At 72.3% G+C, this 18513-nt stretch carries 1 protein-coding gene; it reads left to right on the forward strand.

The features are described 5' to 3' along the window. Positions 1–3 precede the first annotated feature (3 nt). The gene (locus ACIGXW_RS02310; RefSeq protein ID WP_399568958.1) at positions 4–18489 is read left to right on the forward strand and encodes an SDR family NAD(P)-dependent oxidoreductase; all 18486 of its coding nucleotides are present in this window, start codon (positions 4–6) and stop codon (positions 18487–18489) included. Positions 18490–18513: the final 24 nt, after the last annotated feature.

Here is an 18513-nt window from a genome sequence, read left to right on the forward strand (position 1 = left end):
GTCATGTCGAACGACAGCAAGCTCGTTGACTACCTCAAGTGGGTCACGGCCGACCTGCACCAGACCCGCCAACGGCTGCTGGAAGTCGAGTCCGGCAAGCAGGAGCCGATCGCGATCGTAGGGATGGCCTGCCGGCTTCCCGGCGGGGTGCAGTCACCGGAAGAGCTCTGGAAGCTGCTGGACGAGGGCCGGGACGGAATCTCGGAATTCCCCACCGACCGTGGCTGGAACATCGACGCTCTCCGTGGTGACGGCAACGGCAGCAGCGCGACCGCCGAGGGCGGATTCGTCGACGCCGGTGCGTTCGACGCGGGCTTCTTCGGAATTTCGCCGCGCGAGGCGGTGGCGATGGACCCACAGCAGCGTCTGCTGCTGGAAACGTCATGGGAGGCGTTCGAGCGGGCCGGAATCGACCCCGCGGGCCTGCGCGGCAGCCGGACGGGCGTGTTCGTCGGCACGAACGGCGTCGATTACGCGGGCGTCGTGATGAACTCCCGCGAGGACACGGAAGGCCACGCCGGCACCGGCCTGGCGAGCAGCGTGATTTCCGGACGCGTCTCGTACACCTTCGGGCTCGAAGGCCCCGCGGTGACGGTCGACACGGCATGTTCGTCATCCCTCGTGGCCCTGCACATCGCTTCCCACGCGCTGCGCAACGGCGAGTGCTCGCTGGCGCTGGCCGGCGGTGTGACGGTCCTGTCCACGCCGATGGGTTTCGCCGGCTTCAGCCGGCAGGGCGGGCTCGCGGCGGACGGCCGGTGCAAGGCGTTCGCCGACGCGGCCGATGGCACGGGCTGGTCCGAAGGCGTCGGCGTGCTTGTACTGGAGCGGCTGTCCGACGCCCGTCGCAACGGGCACAAGATCCTCGCTGTGGTGCGCGGTTCGGCCGTCAACCAGGACGGTGCGTCCAACGGGCTCACCGCCCCCAATGGCCCCTCGCAGCAGCGGGTCATCCGACAGGCCCTCGCCAGCGCGGGCCTGTCGACCGCCGACGTCGACGTCGTCGAGGCCCACGGCACCGGTACGACCCTCGGTGACCCGATCGAGGCCCAGGCGCTCCTGGCCACGTACGGGCAGGACCGCGACCCCGAGCGGCCGCTGCTGCTGGGCTCGGTCAAGTCGAACATCGGTCACACCCAGGCGGCGGCCGGCGTCGCGGGCATCATCAAGATGGTCCTGTCGATGCAGCACGGCGTGCTGCCCAAGACACTGCATGTGGACCGGCCTTCCACGCACGTCGACTGGTCGGCGGGCGCGGTGGAGTTGCTGACCCGGCGCACTCCGTGGCCCGAGGCCGACCGGCCGTGGCGAGCGGGCGTGTCGTCCTTCGGCATCAGCGGCACCAACGCGCACGCCATCATCGAGCAGGCCCCGGCAGCCGAAGCGGCGACCGACCCCACAGCCGGAGCGCCTGCCACAGCCGATTCCGACGCCTCGCAGCCCGCACCGGTCGCCGCGGCCGCGCCCACGGTCGTGCCGTGGCTGGTGTCGGCGAAGTCCGAGGACGCGCTGGCCGCCCAGCTGGAGCGCATCGCGGCACTCACCGACCGGTCACCGGTCGACGTGGGCTTCTCCCTGGTCACCGGCAGGTCCACCTTCGCGCACCGCGCCGCGCTGCTGGCCGGCGATACCGGGATCACCGAGGTCGCGCGGGGCGTCGCCCCGGACATGCCTGCCGGCAAGTCGGCCTTCCTGTTCTCGGGACAGGGTTCCCAGCGCCCCGGCATGGGCCGGGACCTCTACGCCCGGTTCCCGGTCTTCGCCGAGGCCCTGGACGCGGTGACCGCAAGCCTGGACGCCGAACTGGAGCGTCCGCTGCGCGAGGTGCTCTTCGCCGAGGCAGGCACGCCCGAGGCGGACCTGCTGGATCGCACGGGCTTCACCCAGCCCGCGATGTTCGCCATCGAAGTGGCCCTCTACCGCCTGGTGGAGTCCTGGGGCCTGCGCCCGGACTTCGTCGCCGGCCACTCCATCGGCGAGATCGCGGCGGCCCACGTCGCCGGCGTCCTCTCGCTCCCGGACGCGTGCACCCTCATCGCGGCCAGGGCGCGGCTGATGCAGGCACTGCCCACGGGCGGGGCCATGGTCGCCGTCCAGGCCACCGAGGCCGAGGTGACCGGGCGCCTGGTCGACGGCGTGGCGATCGCGGCGGTCAACGGACCGGACTCGCTCGTCATCGCCGGCGACGAGACCGCGGTGCTGGACGTCGCCGAGCGGCTCGCGGCCGAGGGCCGCAAGACGCTGCGACTTACGGTGAGCCACGCGTTCCACTCGCCTCTGATGGACCCCATGCTGGAGGACTTCCGGCAGGTCGTATCCGGGCTTTCCTTTTCGGCACCGCAGATCCCGGTCGTGTCGAACGTGACCGGTGAACTGGCCACGGAAGAGCTCGTGTGCAGCCCCGAGTACTGGGTGCGCCACGTCCGCGAGACCGTCCGCTTCACGGACGGCGTGCAGGCACTCGCCGAGGCGGGCGTCACCACGTTCCTGGAGCTCGGCCCGGACGGCGTGCTGGCGGCCATGGCGCAGCACAGCCTGGGCGAAGCCGCCGAGAACGCGGTGGTCGTACCCGCGCTGCGCAAGAACCGCCCCGAAGAGACCGCCCTGCTCATCGCGCTCGCGCGACTGCACGTCGCGGGCGTCGAAGCGGACTGGTCCCAGCTGTTCGCCGGCACCGGCGCCCGCCGGGTGGACCTGCCGACGTACGCCTTCCAGCGCGAGCGGTACTGGCCGCGGCCGGCCGCCCTGACGGGCGATGTGACGGGCGCGGGCCTGTCCCCGGCGGAACACCCGCTGCTGGGCGCGACCCTGGCCCTCGCGGACTCGGACGAGGTGCTGTTCACCGGCAGGCTGTCCCCCCACACGCACCCCTGGCTCGCCGACCACGTCGTGGACGGCAAGATCCTCTTCCCCGGCACCGGATTCCTGGAACTGGCGATGCGCGCCGCGGACCAGGTCGGCTGCGACCGGGTCGAGGAGTTCACGCTCGTCGCTCCGCTGGTGCTGACCGAGGCGAGCGCCGCACTCGTGCAGGTGCTCGTCGGCGCCCCCGACGAGGCGGGCGCCCGCACCGTGAGCCTCTACGCCCGCCCGGAGGACGCCGAGGACCAGGCGTGGACCGAACACGCCACCGGTCTGCTGGGCACCGGCGAGCGGGTGGCGGCGTTCGACGCCTCTGTCTGGCCGCCCCAGAACGCGGTGGTCGTCGACCTCGAAGGGTTCTACGAGCGGACCCAGTACGGCCCCGTCTTCCAGGGACTGCGCTCGGTCTGGCTCCGCGACGACGAGGTCTTCATCGAAGCGGCCCTGACCGGCGACGCGGCCGGCGAGGCCGAGAGCTTCGGCATGCACCCGGCGCTGCTGGACGCGGTGTTGCACGCCCACGGCGTCGCCGGCGTGGGCGACGCGGAGCACGCGCTCATGCCCTTCGGCTGGAGCGGTGTGTCGCTGCACGCCCACGGCGCCTCGGTCGTACGGGCCCGCATGGTCAAGCTCGGCGAGGACTCGGTGTCCATCGCGGTCGCCGACGTCGAGGGCGCTCCGGTGCTGACGGTCGAGACGCTGGCCATGCGGGCGCGGCAGGCCGTGGAGGCGCCCGCCCCGCGCCGGGCCGAGCAGGACTCGCTGCTCCGGCTGGAGTGGGTGCCGGCCCCGGACACGCAGCCGCGCGAGGGCACCCGATGGGTGTCGTTGGGTGCCGACGGCTTCGCGGACGCTGCCACGATCGCTTCCCTGGCGGAGGCCACGGGCGACGAGGACCTGGTGCTCGTCCCCGTCCCGTGCAGCGGTGCCGATGTGCCCGGCGCAGTGCACGAGCTGACGGCCTGGGTGCTCGGGCTGGTCCAGGAGTGGCTGATGGAGGAGCGGTTCGCCGCCTCGCGCATGGTGTTCGTGACGCGCAACGCCGTGTCGGCCACCGACGGCGAGTCCCTCGACGACCTCGCGGCGGCTGCGGTGTGGGGTCTGGTGCGCTCGGCGCAGTCGGAGAACCCCGGGCGCTTCGCGCTCCTCGACGTCGACGGCGCCGACGACGATTTCCCGGGTCTGCTGATGGTCCTGCCGGGGCTGCTCGCAGCCGGTGACCAGCAGTTCGTCGTACGGGACGGCGACCTGCGCGTGGGCCGGCTGGCCCGTACGGCCTCCGGGGGCAGCCTGCTGCCTCCGGCCGGTGAGCCGTGGCGGCTGGACGCCGGGGCCAAGGGCAGCCTCGACGGGCTGGTACTGGCGCCCTGCACTGAGGTACTGGAGCCGCTCGCTCCGGGCCAGGTCCGCCTGGAGGTCCAGGCCGCCGGACTGAACTTCCGCGACGTCCTCAACGCTCTGGGCATGTACCCGGGTGAGGCCGGCCTGCTGGGTGCCGAGGCCGCCGGTGTGGTGGCGGAGGTCGGGCCGGGCGTCACCGGACTCGCCGTCGGCGACCGGGTGATGGGCATGGTGCCGGGTGGCTTCGGTCCGATGGCTGTGGTGGATGAGCGGTATGTGACTGGAGTGCCGCAGGGTTGGTCGGGGGTTGAAGCGGCTTCGGTGCCGCTGGTGTTCCTGACGGCTCTGTACGCGTTGAAGGATCTGGCCGGTCTGCGTTCGGGCGAGTCGATCTTGATTCACGCCGGCGCGGGTGGTGTCGGCATGGCGGCGATTCAGTTCGCGCGGCATGTGGGTGCTGAGGTGTTCGCGACGGCGAGTGAGGGCAAGTGGGAGACCCTGCGTGAGTTGGGTGTTCCGGATGATCACATTGCGTCGTCCCGGTCGACGGACTTCGAGGAGCGGTTCCGGCAGGTCACCGGTGGCCGTGGTGTGGATGTGGTGCTGAACGCGCTGGCGGGCGAGTTCGTGGACGCGTCGCTGCGGTTGATGGCACCGGGCGGTCGTTTCCTGGAGATGGGCAAGACCGACATCCGTGACCCCGAGGCGCTGAGCGGGGTGCGTTACCGGGCCTTCGACCTCGCCGAGGCGGGTCCGGACCGGACCCAGGAGATGCTCGCCGAACTGCTCGAACTCTTCGCGCGGAACGTACTGCGCCCGCTTCCGGTGGCGACATGGGACGTGCGGCGCGCGGGCGAGGCGTTCCGCTTCATGAGCCGCGCCCAGCACGTCGGCAAGATTGTGCTGACGATGCCGCGACAGTGGGCCCCTGAGGGCACGGTCCTCATCACCGGCGGTACCGGTGGCCTGGGCAGCGAGCTCGCGCGACACCTGGTGGCCGAGCGCGGCGTGAAGCACCTGTTGCTGGTGAGCCGCCGTGGCGCAGAGGCGCCGGGCGCGGTGGAGCTGCAGGCAGAGCTGATCGCCCATGGCGCCGACGTGACGATCAGCGCGTGCGACATCGCCGATGCGGATGCCGTGGCGGAGATGGTGTCGGAGGTTCCGGCGGAGCACCCGCTGACCGCGGTGATCCACACGGCCGGTGTCCTCGACGACGGCGTGGTCACCTCCCTGACGCCGGAGCGTCTGTCGGCCGTGCTGCGGCCGAAGGTGGACGCGGCATGGAACCTTCACCAGGCCACCGAGGGCCTCGACCTCGCCGCCTTCGTGATGTTCTCCTCGATCTCGGGTGTGATGGGCAGCGCCGGGCAGGGCAATTACGCCGCCGGCAATGTCTTCCTCGACGCCCTCGCCCAGCACCGCGCCGCCCAGGGGCTGCCCGCGCAGTCCCTGGCGTGGGGCGCCTGGACACAGGCCACCGGCATGACGGGCACGCTGTCCGAGGCGGAGATGCAGCGCATCGCGGCCTCCGGCGTCCCCCCGCTCACGGTCGAACAGGGTCTGGCCCTGTTCGACGCGGCCACCAGCTGCGACGACGCCCACCTGGTGGTCATCGGCCCCGTCTCCGGATCCGTGCGCATCCCCGGCGAGGTGCCCGCCGTCCTGCGCGGCCTCGTCAAGGCCGGCCGGCGATCGGCCGCGACCGCGGCCGGAGGAGCCGGTACGGCCGCGCTGCTCACCCGACGCCTGTGGGAACTGCGCGACGAGGAGCGCCTCCGCTACGCCGTGAACCTGGTCTGTGGCGAGGCCGCCGCCGTTCTCGGCCACGCCTCGGCCAAGGCCATCGAGGCGACGCAGGACTTCCACAACCTGGGCTTCGACTCGCTGACCGCCGTCGAACTCCGCAACCGCCTGACGACCGCCACCGGTCTGCGCCTGCCCGCGACCCTCGTCTTCGACTACCCCACCCCCACCACGCTCGCTGAACACCTCATCGCGGTGCTGCTGGACGAGCACGGCGACGACAGCGCCCCCGTCGCGGTCGCGTCGGCGGTGGCCGAGGATCCGGTCGTCATCGTCGGCATGGCCTGCCGTCTGCCCGGTGGCGTGCGTTCCCCCGAAGACCTGTGGCAGCTCGTGCGGGAGGGTCGGGAAGGCATCTCCGACTTCCCGACCGACCGCGGCTGGGACCTGGACACCCTGATGGACGGAGGCCAGAGCGGCCGCGGCCGCAGTGCCACCGCCAAGGGCGGATTCCTCGAGGGCATCGGCGACTTCGACGCCGGGTTCTTCGGCATCTCGCCGCGCGAGGCGCTCGCCATGGACCCGCAACAGCGACTGCTGCTGGAAACCTCCTGGGAGGCCATCGAGCGGGCCGGGATCAAGCCCGCGTCCCTCAGGGGCAGCCAGACCGGCGTCTTCGTCGGCACCGGCGGCCAGGACTACACGATGCTCGTGATGAACTCGCGCGACGACCTCGAGGGACACACCAGCACCGGCCTCGCCGGAAGCGTCGTCTCCGGACGCGTCTCCTACACCTTCGGCCTCGAAGGCCCGGCCGTCACCGTCGACACGGCGTGCTCGTCGTCCCTCGTTGCCCTCCACTGGGCCGCGCAGTCTCTGCGCACCGGCGAGTGCTCGCTCGCCCTCGCGGGCGGCGTCACGGTGATGTCCACCTCCATCGGCTTCCCCAGCTTCACCCGGCAGGGCGGGCTGGCGTCGGACGGCCGCTGCAAGGCGTTCGCCGACGGGGCCGACGGCACCGGCTGGTCCGAAGGCGTCGGCGTGCTGGTCCTGGAGCGGCTGTCGGACGCCCGCCGCAACGGTCACCCGGTACTGGCCGTCGTGCGTGGCTCGGCGATCAACCAGGACGGTGCGTCCAACGGGCTCACCGCCCCCAATGGCCCCTCGCAGCAGCGGGTCATCCGACAGGCCCTCGCCAGCGCGGGCCTCTCCACCGCCGACGTCGACGCGGTCGAGGCCCACGGCACGGGTACGACCCTCGGTGACCCGATCGAGGCACAGGCACTGCTGGCGACGTACGGCCAGGAGCGCGCCGAAGGACAGCCGCTGCTGCTCGGCTCGGTCAAGTCGAACATCGGCCACTCGCAGGCGGCGGCCGGCGTCGCCGGCGTCATGAAGATGGTCATGGCGATGCAGCACGGCACGCTGCCCCGAACCCTGCACGTAGACGCACCGTCGTCCCACGTCGACTGGACGGCCGGCGACGTCAAACTGCTCACCGAAGCCGCCGACTGGCCGGACACCGGCCGCCCGCGCCGAGCAGGCGTGTCGGCCTTCGGCATCAGCGGCACGAACGCGCACACCATCATCGAGCAGGCCCCGCCGGTCGAAGCACCGGCGGACGACCAGGACGGGCCCCGCGAGCCGTCGGCGGCGCTGTGGCCGGTGTCGGGCAAGTCGGCGGAAGCGCTGACGGCTCAGATCGAGCAGCTGCACACGTGGACCGGGCAGCGACCGGACCTGTCCCCGGTGGACGTGGGCTTCTCGCTGGCGGCGGGCCGGTCGGCCTTTGAGCACCGTGCGGTGCTGCTGGCTGATGGCGGTGCTGTCACCGAGGTGGCGCGCGGCGCGGCGGTGTCGGGCCGGTCGTTGGCGGTGCTGTTCTCGGGTCAGGGTTCGCAGCGGGTGGGGATGGGTCGTGAGTTGTACGGCCGGTTCCCGGTGTTCGCCCAGGCGCTGGATGCGGTGCTGGAGCGGATGGATGGTTCGCTACGGGAGGTGCTGTTCGGTGAGGACACAGCAGAGCGGCTGAGCGAGACTGGGTTTACGCAGCCTGCGTTGTTCGCGGTCGAGGTGGCGCTGTTCCGTCTGGTGGAGTCCTGGGGCGTACGTCCCGACTTCCTGGCCGGGCACTCGATCGGTGAGATCGCTGCCGCGCATGTGGCCGGGGTGCTGTCCCTGGATGACGCGTGCACGCTGGTGGCGGCTCGGGCGCGGTTGATGCAGGCGTTGCCTTCGGGCGGTGCGATGGTCGCGGTCCAGGCGGCCGAGGCCGAGGTGGCCGGCCGTCTCGTCGAGGGTGTGTCGATCGCGGCGGTCAACGGCCCCCGCGCGGTCGTCATCGCCGGTGACGAAGCCGCGGTGCTGCGGATCGCGGAGAAGTTCGCCGCTGAGGGGCGTAAGACCCAGCGCTTGTCGGTCAGCCACGCGTTCCATTCGCCCCTGATGGATCCGATGTTGGAGGAGTTCCGGCAGGTCGCGTCGACGCTGTCCTACTCCGCGCCGCAGATTCCGCTGGTGTCGAACGTGACGGGTGAGGTGGCGTCGGCGGAGCTGGTCTGCAGCCCGGACTACTGGGTGCGCCATGTCCGCGAGGCCGTGCGTTTCGCCGACGGTGTGACGGCCCTGGCCGAGGCCGGTGCGACCGCGTTCCTCGAGGTGGGCCCGGACGGCGTGCTCGCCGCGATGGCCCAGCAGAGCCTGGACGACCACGAGGCTGTCGTCGTACCGGCCCTGCGCAAGGACCGCCCCGAAGAGACCGCCCTGCTCACCGCCCTCGCGGTGCTGCATGTGGCGGGCATCGACCTGGACTGGGCGGCCCTGTTCACCGGCACCGGCGCCCGCCGCGTCGACCTGCCGACGTACGCCTTCCAGCACGAGCGCTACTGGCCGACGCCCGCTGTGCTCACGGGTGATGTGACGGGCGCCGGTCTGTCCCCGGCGGAACACCCGCTGCTGGGCGCGACCCTGGCCCTCGCGGATTCCGAAGAGGTGCTGTTCACGGGCAGGCTGTCGCTGCAGTCGCACCCCTGGCTCGTCGACCACGTCGTGGACGGAAAGGTCATGTTCCCGGCCACCGGATTCCTGGAGCTGGCCATGAGCGCCGGCGACCAGGTCGGCTGCGACCGGGTCGAGGAACTTACGCTGCTCGCCCCGTTGGTGCTGGCCGAGGACGGCGCCGCGCTCGTTCAGGTGCTGATGGGTGCGCCCGACGAGACCGGCGTCCGTACGGTGAACTTCTACTCGCGCCCGGAGCATGCCGCCGATCAGGCGTGGAGCGAGCATGCCGCGGGTCTGCTGGGCACCGGCGAGCGGGTTGCGGAGTTCGACGCCTCCGTCTGGCCGCCCCGGGACGCGATCGCCGTGGACATCGAGGGCTACTACGACCGGACCGAGTACGGCCCGGTGTTCCAGGGGCTGCGCTCGGTCTGGATGCGTGACGCCGAGGTCTTCATCGAGGCGGCGCTGCCGCACGATGCCCTTGAGGACGCCGAGCGCTTCGGCATCCATCCGGCGCTGCTGGACGCGGTGCTGCATGCCCACGAAATCGCCGGTGTCGGCAACGACGGCTACGTCGTGATGCCCTTCGGCTGGAGCGGTGTGTCGCTGCACGCCGGCGGTGCCTCGGTCGTACGGGCCCGCATGGTCAAGCTCGGCGAGAACTCGCTGACCATCGCGGTCGCCGACGTCGAGGGCGCTCCGGTGCTGACCGTCGAGACGCTGGCGATGCGGGCGCGGCAGGCCGTGGTGGCGCCCGCCCACCAGGGCACCGAGCAGAACCCGCTGCTGTACCTGGACTGGGCCGCCGCCCCCGAAGCACAGGCACAGTCCTCGGAGGAGGTCCGATGCGTGTCATTGGGCGCCGTGGACGAGTTCGGCGTCGGTGCGACGGCCGGCTCTCTGGCAGAGGTCACGGGCGATGAGGGCCTGGTGCTCGTTCCCCTCTCGGGCGCCGGCGCCGAGGCTCCTGCCGCGGTGCACGAGCTGACGGGCCGAGTGCTCGGGCTGGTCCAGGAGTGGCTGGCGGAGGAGCGGTTCGAGACCTCGCGTCTGGTCTTCGTCACCCGCAAGGCGATCGCCGCCGGTTCCGGCGAGTCCGTCGACGACCTCGCGGCGGCTGCGGTGTGGGGTCTGGTGCGCTCGGCGCAGTCGGAGAACCCGGGCCGCTTCGCGCTCCTCGACGTCGACGGTGAGCTCGACGGTGTCGTGGGTGTGCTGCCGGGTCTGCCCGGGCTGCTTGCCACGGGCGACGAGCAGTTCGTGGTGCGGGACGGTGCGCTGCGGGTGGGCCGGTTGGCCCGTACGGTCGCGGGGCGCGGTCTGGTGCCTCCGGCCGGTGAGCCGTGGCGGCTGGATGCCGGGGCCAAGGGCAGCCTGGACGGCCTGGTGCTCGCCCCGCATCCGGAGGCGCTGGAGCCGCTGGCTCCGGGGCAGATCCGGGTGGCTGTCGAGGCCGCGGGCGTCAACTTCCGCGACGTTCTCAATGCCCTCGGCATGTACCCGGGCGAGGCCGGTCCGCTGGGTGCCGAGGCTGCCGGTGTGGTGACCGAGACGGGCGCCGATGTGCACGGTGTTCGCCCGGGCGACCGGGTGATGGGCATGGTGCCGGGTGGCTTCGGTCCGATGGCTGTGGTGGATGAGCGGTATGTGACTGGAGTGCCGCAGGGTTGGTCGGGGGTGGAGGCGGCTTCGGTGCCGCTGGTGTTCCTGACGGCTCTGTATGCGTTGAAGGATCTGGCCGGTCTGCGGGCGGGTGAGTCGATCTTGATTCACGCCGGCGCGGGTGGTGTCGGCATGGCGGCGATTCAGTTCGCGCGGCATGTGGGTGCCGAGGTGTTCGCGACGGCGAGTGAGGGTAAGTGGGAGACCCTGCGTGAGTTGGGTGTTCCGGAGGATCACATCGCGTCGTCCCGGTCGACGGACTTCGAGGAGCGGTTCCGGCAGGTCACGGGTGGCCGTGGTGTGGATGTGGTGCTGAACGCGCTGGCGGGCGAGTTCGTGGACGCGTCGCTGCGGTTGATGGCGCCGGGCGGTCGTTTCCTGGAGATGGGCAAGACCGACATCCGTGACCCCGAGGCGCTGAGCGGGGTGCGTTACCGGGCCTTCGACCTCGCCGAGGCGGGTCCGGACCGGACCCAGGAGATGCTCGCCGAACTGCTGGAGCTGTTCGATCAGGGAGCCCTGAGGCTCTTGCCGGTCGCTTCGTGGGACGTACGACGGGCGCCCGAGGCGTTCCGCTTCATGAGCCAGGCCCGTCACATCGGCAAGATTGTGCTGACGATGCCGCGACAGTGGGCCCCCGACGGTACGGTCCTCATCACCGGCGGTACCGGTGGTCTCGGTGGCGAGCTCGCACGACACCTGGTGGCCGAGCGCGGCGTGAAGCACCTGTTGCTGGTGAGCCGCCGTGGCGCAGAGGCGCCGGGTGCGCTGGAGCTGCAGGCGGAGCTGATCGCCCACGGCGCGGACGTGACGGTCGCGCCGTGCGACGTCACCGATGCCGGCGCAGTCGCCGGCCTCCTGGCCGCGATCCCCGAAGAGCACCCGCTGACCGCGGTGATCCACACGGCCGGTGTCCTCGACGACGGCGTGGTCACCTCCCTGACGCCTGAGCGTCTGTCGGCCGTGCTGCGGCCGAAGGTGGACGCGGCATGGAACCTTCACCAGGCCACGCAGGGCATCGACCTGGCCGCGTTCATCACGTACTCCTCCATCTCGGGTGTGATGGGCAGCGCAGGCCAGGGCAACTACGCCGCCGGCAACGTCTTCCTCGACGCCCTCGCCCAGCACCGTGCCGCCCAGGGTCTGCCCGCGCAGTCCCTGGCATGGGGCGCGTGGGCGCAGACCAGCGGCATGACGGGCACGCTGTCCGAGGCCGACATGCAGCGCATCGCGGCCTCCGGCATGCCCCCGCTCACGGTCGAGCAGGGCCTGGCCCTGTTCGACGCCGCCACGACGTCGGACGAGCCGTACCTCGTCCTCATCGGCCAGGCCTCGGGCTCCGGGGCCACCCGGATACAGGGTCACGTACCCCCGCTGCTGCGCGGTCTGGTCAGGGGCACCCGGCGAACGGCCGCGACCGCGGCCGGAGGGGCCGGTACGGCGGCGGCGCTCACCCGCCAGCTGCTGGGCCTGGGCGAGGACGAGCGCGCCCGGTTCGCGGTGGAGCTCGTACGGACCGAGGCCGCCGCCGTTCTCGGCCACGCCTCGGCCAAGGCGATCGAGGCGACGCAGGACTTCCACAACCTGGGCTTCGACTCGCTGACCGCCGTCGAACTCCGCAACCGCCTGACCACGGCCACCGGTCTGCGCCTGCCCGCCACGCTCGTCTTCGACTACCCCACCCCCGTCGCCCTCGCGCAGCACATCGTCAGGGAGCTGCTGGACGAGCACGGAGACGCGAACCTCCCCGTCGCGGTCGCGTCGGCGGTGGCCGAGGACCCGGTCGTCATCGTCGGCATGGCCTGCCGTCTGCCCGGCGGCGTGCGTTCCCCCGAAGACCTGTGGCAGCTCGTCCACGAAGGCCGGGAAGGCATCTCCGGCTTCCCGACCGACCGCGGCTGGGACCTGGAGACCCTGCGCACCGGCGGCCCCGACGGCCGGGGCCGCAGCGCGAGCCTCGAGGGCGGGTTCCTGCACGACGTCGCCGACTTCGACGCCGGGTTCTTCGGCATTTCGCCGCGCGAGGCGCTCGCCATGGACCCGCAACAGCGCCTGCTGCTGGAAACCTCCTGGGAGGCGTTCGAGCGCGCCGGGATCGACCCGGAAGGCCTGCACGGCAGCCGGACCGGCGTCTTCGTCGGCACGAGCGGCCTGGACTACGGCGCGCTGGTGATGAACTCGAAGGAGGACGTCGGCGGCCACGCCGGCACCGGCCTCGCCGCGAGCGTCGTCTCCGGACGCGTCTCCTACACCTTCGGCCTCGAAGGCCCGGCCGTCACCGTCGACACGGCGTGCTCGTCGTCCCTCGTCGCCCTCCACTGGGCCGCCCAGGCCCTGCGTACCGGCGAGTGCTCGCTCGCCCTCGCGGGCGGCGTCACGACGATGACCACGCCCGCCAACTTCACGGGCTTCACCGTGCAGGGCGTCCTGGCCCCCGACGGCCGGTGCAAGACCTACTCGGACACCGCGGACGGCACGGCGTGGTCCGAGGGCGTGGGCATGCTCGTCCTGGAGCGGCTGTCCGACGCACGCCGCAACGGACACCAGGTCCTCGCGGTCGTGCGTGGCTCGGCGATCAACCAGGACGGTGCGTCCAACGGGCTCACCGCCCCCAACGGCCCCTCGCAGCAGCGGGTCATCCGCCAGGCCCTCGCCAGCGCGGGCCTGTCCACCGCCGATGTCGACGCGGTCGAGGGACACGGCACGGGTACGCCGCTCGGCGACCCGATCGAGGCGCAGGCGCTCCTGGCCACCTACGGGCAGGACCGGCCGGAGGACCGCCCGCTGCTCCTGGGGTCGGTGAAGTCGAACATCGGCCACACCCAGGCGGCGGCCGGCGTCGCGGGCGTCATCAAGACGGTCATGGCGATGCGGCACGGAGTACTGCCGAAGACGCTGCACCTTGACCGGCCCTCGTCCCACGTGGACTGGTCCATGGGCGCGGTGGAGCTGCTGACCGACCAGAAGCCGTGGCCCGAGGTGGACCGGCCGTGGCGTGCGGGTGTCTCGTCCTTCGGCATCAGCGGCACGAACGCGCACGCCATCATCGAGCAGGCCCCGCCGGCCGACGAGCCGGCCGGGGAGCAGGACGCACGGGCCGGGCACGACTCCGCCGTGACCCCGTGGCCCGTCTCGGCGAAGTCGGCGGCCGCACTGGCCCAGCAGCTTGAGCGGGTGTCGTCCCTGGCCGGGCTCTCCCCGGTGGACGTGGGCTTCTCGCTGGCGGCGGGCCGGTCGGCCTTTGAGCACCGCGCGGTGCTGCTGGCCGGCGGCGGCGCCGTGGCCGAGGTGGCGCGCGGCGCGGCGACCGGTGACCGGACGCTGGCTGTCCTCTTCTCGGGTCAGGGTTCGCAGCGGGTGGGGATGGGTCGTGAGTTGTACGGCCGGTTCCCGGTGTTCGCCCAGGCGCTGGATGCGGTGCTGGAGCGGATGGATGGTTCGCTGCGGGAGGTGCTGTTCGGCGATGACGCCGGTGCGCTGAGCGAGACCGGGTTTACGCAGCCTGCGTTGTTCGCGGTCGAGGTGGCGCTGTTCCGTCTCGTGGAGTCCTGGGGTGTGCGACCGGACTTCCTTGCTGGTCATTCCATCGGTGAGATCGCTGCTGCGCATGTGGCCGGGGTGCTGTCCCTGGATGACGCGTGCACGCTGGTGGCGGCCCGGGCGCGGCTGATGCAGGCGCTGCCTGCGGGTGGTGCGATGGTGGCCGTCCAGGCCACCGAGGACGAGATACTGCCCCGCCTGGTCGAAGGTGTCTCCATCGCGGCGGTCAACGGCCCGAACTCGCTTGTCATCGCCGGTGACGAAGCCGCGGTGCTGCAGATCGCGGAGAAATTCGCCGCCGAGGGCCGTAAAACGCAGCGTCTGTCGGTCAGCCACGCCTTCCACTCCCCGCTGATGGATCCGATGTTGGAGGAGTTCCGGCAGATCGCGTCGACGCTGTCCTACTCCGCGCCGAAGATCCCGCTCGTGTCGAACGTGACCGGCGAAGTGGCGACCGACCTCATCTGCAGCCCCGAGTACTGGGTGCGGCACGTCCGCGAGGCCGTGCGCTTCGCCGACGGGGTGAAGGCGCTCGCCAAGGCCGGTGCGACCGCGTTCCTCGAGCTGGGCCCGGACGGTGTGCTCGCCGCCATGGCCCAGCAGAGCCTGGACGTCGACAACGGCGACCTCGTGGTCGTACCGGCCCTGCGTAAGGACCGCCCCGAAGAGACCGCCCTGCTCACCGCCCTCGCACGACTCCACGTCGCAGGCGTCGACGTCGACTGGACGGCCCTCATCACCGGCACCGGCACCGGCGCCCGCCGTGTCGACCTGCCGACGTACGCCTTCCAGCACCAGCGCTACTGGCCGACGCCGGCCACGCGCACGGGTGATGTCACGGGCGCGGGCCTCATCCCGGCCGGGCATCCGCTGCTGGGCGCGGCCGTGCCGCTGGCGGACTCGGACGGGATGATGTTCACGAGCCGGCTCTCGGCTCAGGATCACCCCTGGCTGCTCGACCACATGGTGGGTGGCACGGTCCTCTTCCCCGGGACCGGTTTCCTGGAGCTGGCCGTCCGCGCCGGTGACCAGGCCGGATGCGACCGGGTCGCGGAGCTCGACCTGACCGAGCCGCTCGTACTGACCGAGGACGGGGCCGTGGCCCTGCAGGTCTGGCTCGAGGCCCCCGACGCGTCGGGAGCCCGCCGGGTGGCCGTCTACTCGCGCCCGGCACACGCCCCGGACCAGCCGTGGACGCGGCACGTCAGCGGTGTGCTGACGGTGGGGGAGCGGATCGCGGAGTTCGACGCGTCGGTCTGGCCGCCCCTGGGCGCCGCAGCCGTCGACCTGGACGGCTTCTACGACGCGACCGACTACGGGCCGGCCTTCCAGGGTCTGCGTGCGGTCTGGACGCGCGGTGACGAGACCTTCGCGGAGGTCGAGCTGCCGGGCGGCACGTCCGGGGACGGCGGCCGGGATGGACACGGGGACGCACACGGGGACGGACACGGGGACGCCGGGCACTTCGGGCTGCACCCGGCGCTGCTGGCCTCGGCGGTCCACGCCGCCGGGCTCGCCGGAGCGGGGGAGGACGAGGACGCCGTCCTGCTGCCCTCTTCCTGGAGCGGTGTGTCGCTGCACGCCACCGGTGCCGCCCGGCTGCGCGTCCGCCTGACGAAGCTCGATGGCAGCGAGAACGCGCTGTCCGTCGCGGCAGTCGATGCCGCGGGTGCCCCGGTGCTCTCCGTGGAGTCGCTGGCTCTGCAGGCGCCCTCGGCAGTCGGCCTGTCGGCCTCGGGCAGCGGACGGGATCCGCTGTTCCGCGTGGACTGGACTCCGGCCCCGGAGGTCCAGGCGGCAGGTGACGTCCGGCATGTGACGCTGGGCGGCGGCGACGAGTTCGGGGTGGGCGAGCCGACAGCCTCCCTGAAGGGCCTGGCCGGCGACGAGGGCCTGGTGCTCGTCCCGGTCTGGGGTGCTGGGGACGATGTGCCCGGCACGGTGCACGAGCTGACGGCCCGTGTCCTGGGCCTGGTCCAGGAGTGGCTGGGGGAGGAGCGGTCCGCCGGCTCACGCCTGGTCTTCATGACCCGCAGGGCGATCGCCGCCGATTCCGGCGAGGGCGTCGAGGACCTGGCGGCGGGCGCGGTGTGGGGCCTGGTGCGCTCGGCCCAGGCCGAGCACCCGGACCGCTTCGCCCTGGCCGACCTCGGCGACGAGCAGGACGCCGCGGCGCTGCTGCCGGCCCTGCCCGCGCTGCTGGCCACCGGCGACGCCCAGTTCGTGGTCCGGGACGGCGTCGTGCGCGTGGGGCGTCTGGCCCGCGTGACCACCGACGCTCCGGCCCGCGTGACCACCGACGCGAGCACGCCGGCCCCCGCGTGGGACGCCGACGGCACCGTACTGATCACCGGCGGCACGGGCGCGCTGGGCGGCCGTCTCGCCCGGCGACTGGCCGCCACGGGCACGCGGCACCTGCTGCTCGCCGGCCGCCGGGGGCCGGACGCCCCTGGCGCCGACGAGCTGGAGAAGGAACTCCGTGATCTGGGCGCCCAGGTGACGATCGCGGCGTGCGACGTGGCGGACCGCGACGCGGTCGTCGCACTGCTGGCCGGAATACCGGCGGAGCACCCGCTGACCGCGGTCGTCCATACCGCCGGCGTGCACGACGACGGAGCCGTCACCTCCCAGACCCCCGACCGTGTGGCCGGTGTCCTGCGGGCCAAGGCCGACGCGGCGTGGCACCTGCACGAGCTCACCGCCGACCTCGGCCTGGCGGCGTTCATCACCTTCTCGTCCCTGGCCGGCGTGATGGGCGGCCCGTTCCAGGGCGGTTACTCCGCGGCGAACGCGTTCCTGGACGCCCTCGCCCACCACCGCACCGCTCGCGGCCTCGTGGGCACGTCGCTCGCCTGGGGCCCCTGGGCCCTGGACACCGACGCCGCACCGGAAACGGACGGGCGGGTGGACGTACAGCACGATGTCGCCACCGCCGCTCAGCGCATACAGGCGGGCGGCGACCTGCCGCCCCTGTCGGTCGAAGAGGGCCTGGCCCTGTTCACCGCCGCCGTCCGGTCCACCGAACCGGTCGTCGTACCGCTCGGGCTGCCCAGGAGCGGCATGCGGCCGCAGGGCGAGGTGGCCCCGCTGTTCCGCGGTCTGCTGGGCAGGGCCCGCCGCGCGGCCGTGAACGCCGCCGCAGGGGCGGGCACGCCGGACACCTTCATCCAGCAGCTGCTGGCGATGGGCGACAGCGAGCGCGTCCGCCACGTCGTGGACGTCGTCCGCGCCGAGGCCGCCGCCGTCCTCGGTCACGCCTCGCCCGACACCGTCGAAGCGCACCGCGACTTCTACGAGCTGGGCTTCGACTCCCTGACGTCCGTGGAGTTGCGCAACCGCCTCATGACCGTCACCGGGCTGAGCCTGCCGGCGACCCTGGTGTTCGACAGCAAGACGCCCGCCGACCTGGCCGCCTGGCTGCGCAGCGAGCTGTCCTCGCAGTCGGCCGGGGACTCCTCCGGCGGCGCCATGAGGATGTCGTCCGGCGAACCGGAGATCGACTCGCTGGAGCGGCTGTTCCTCGACGCGATGGAGAACGGCAAGCTGAGGGAGGCCCAGCGCATGCTGGCCACCGTCGCCGCGCTGCGCCCCACCTTCGAGGCGACGGCGGAACTGGAGGACCTGCCCCTGTCGGCGACGCTGGCCGAAGGCACCGGCAGCCCGAAGCTGATCTGTGTCAGCGCGCCCACCGCCAACGCGGGCGTCCACCAGTACTCCCGCCTCGCCGCGCACTTCCGGGGCAGGAGGGACGTGGCCGCGCTGCCGCTGGTCGGCTTCGCCACGGGTGAGCGGCTGCCGGCGACGCCCGAGGTCGCCGCGCGGGTCATCGCCGAGAGCGCGCTCCGCGCCAGCGACGGCGAGCCCTTCGTCCTGGCCGGTCACTCCTCCGGCGGTTCGTTCGCCTACGCGGCGGCCGGGGTGCTGGAGCACACGTGGGGCATCAAGCCCGCGGCCGTCGTGCTGCTGGACACGCTGAGCTTCCAGCACAACAGCGACGAGGGCGTCGACTACATGGGCATGATGCGGCTCAACTTCCGCGGCAAGGAGGAATCGCCCGTACGCCTGACCAACTCGCGGCTGTCCGCGATGGGCCGGTGGATGGTCCTGCTGAACGCCCTGGACGTCCAGCACACCACGGCCCCCGTCCTCGAGATCAAGTGCGACCGGTCCCTCCAGGGGCTGGAGACCCCGGAGACGGACGGCGGTCAGTCGAAGCAGCAGGAGCCGCTGGTCGCCTCGGCCGCCGTCCGGCTGGTCGCGGCGGACCACCTGTCGATGATGCGGGAGGACTCCGCGAAGACCGCCGAAATCATCGAGAACTGGCTCAGCCAGAGCCACTGACATCGGCCGACGGGCGCACCGCGC

The sequence above is a fragment of the Streptomyces sp. NPDC053079 genome (assembly GCF_044546695.1).
Taxonomy (GTDB): Bacteria; Actinomycetota; Actinomycetes; order Streptomycetales; family Streptomycetaceae; genus Streptomyces.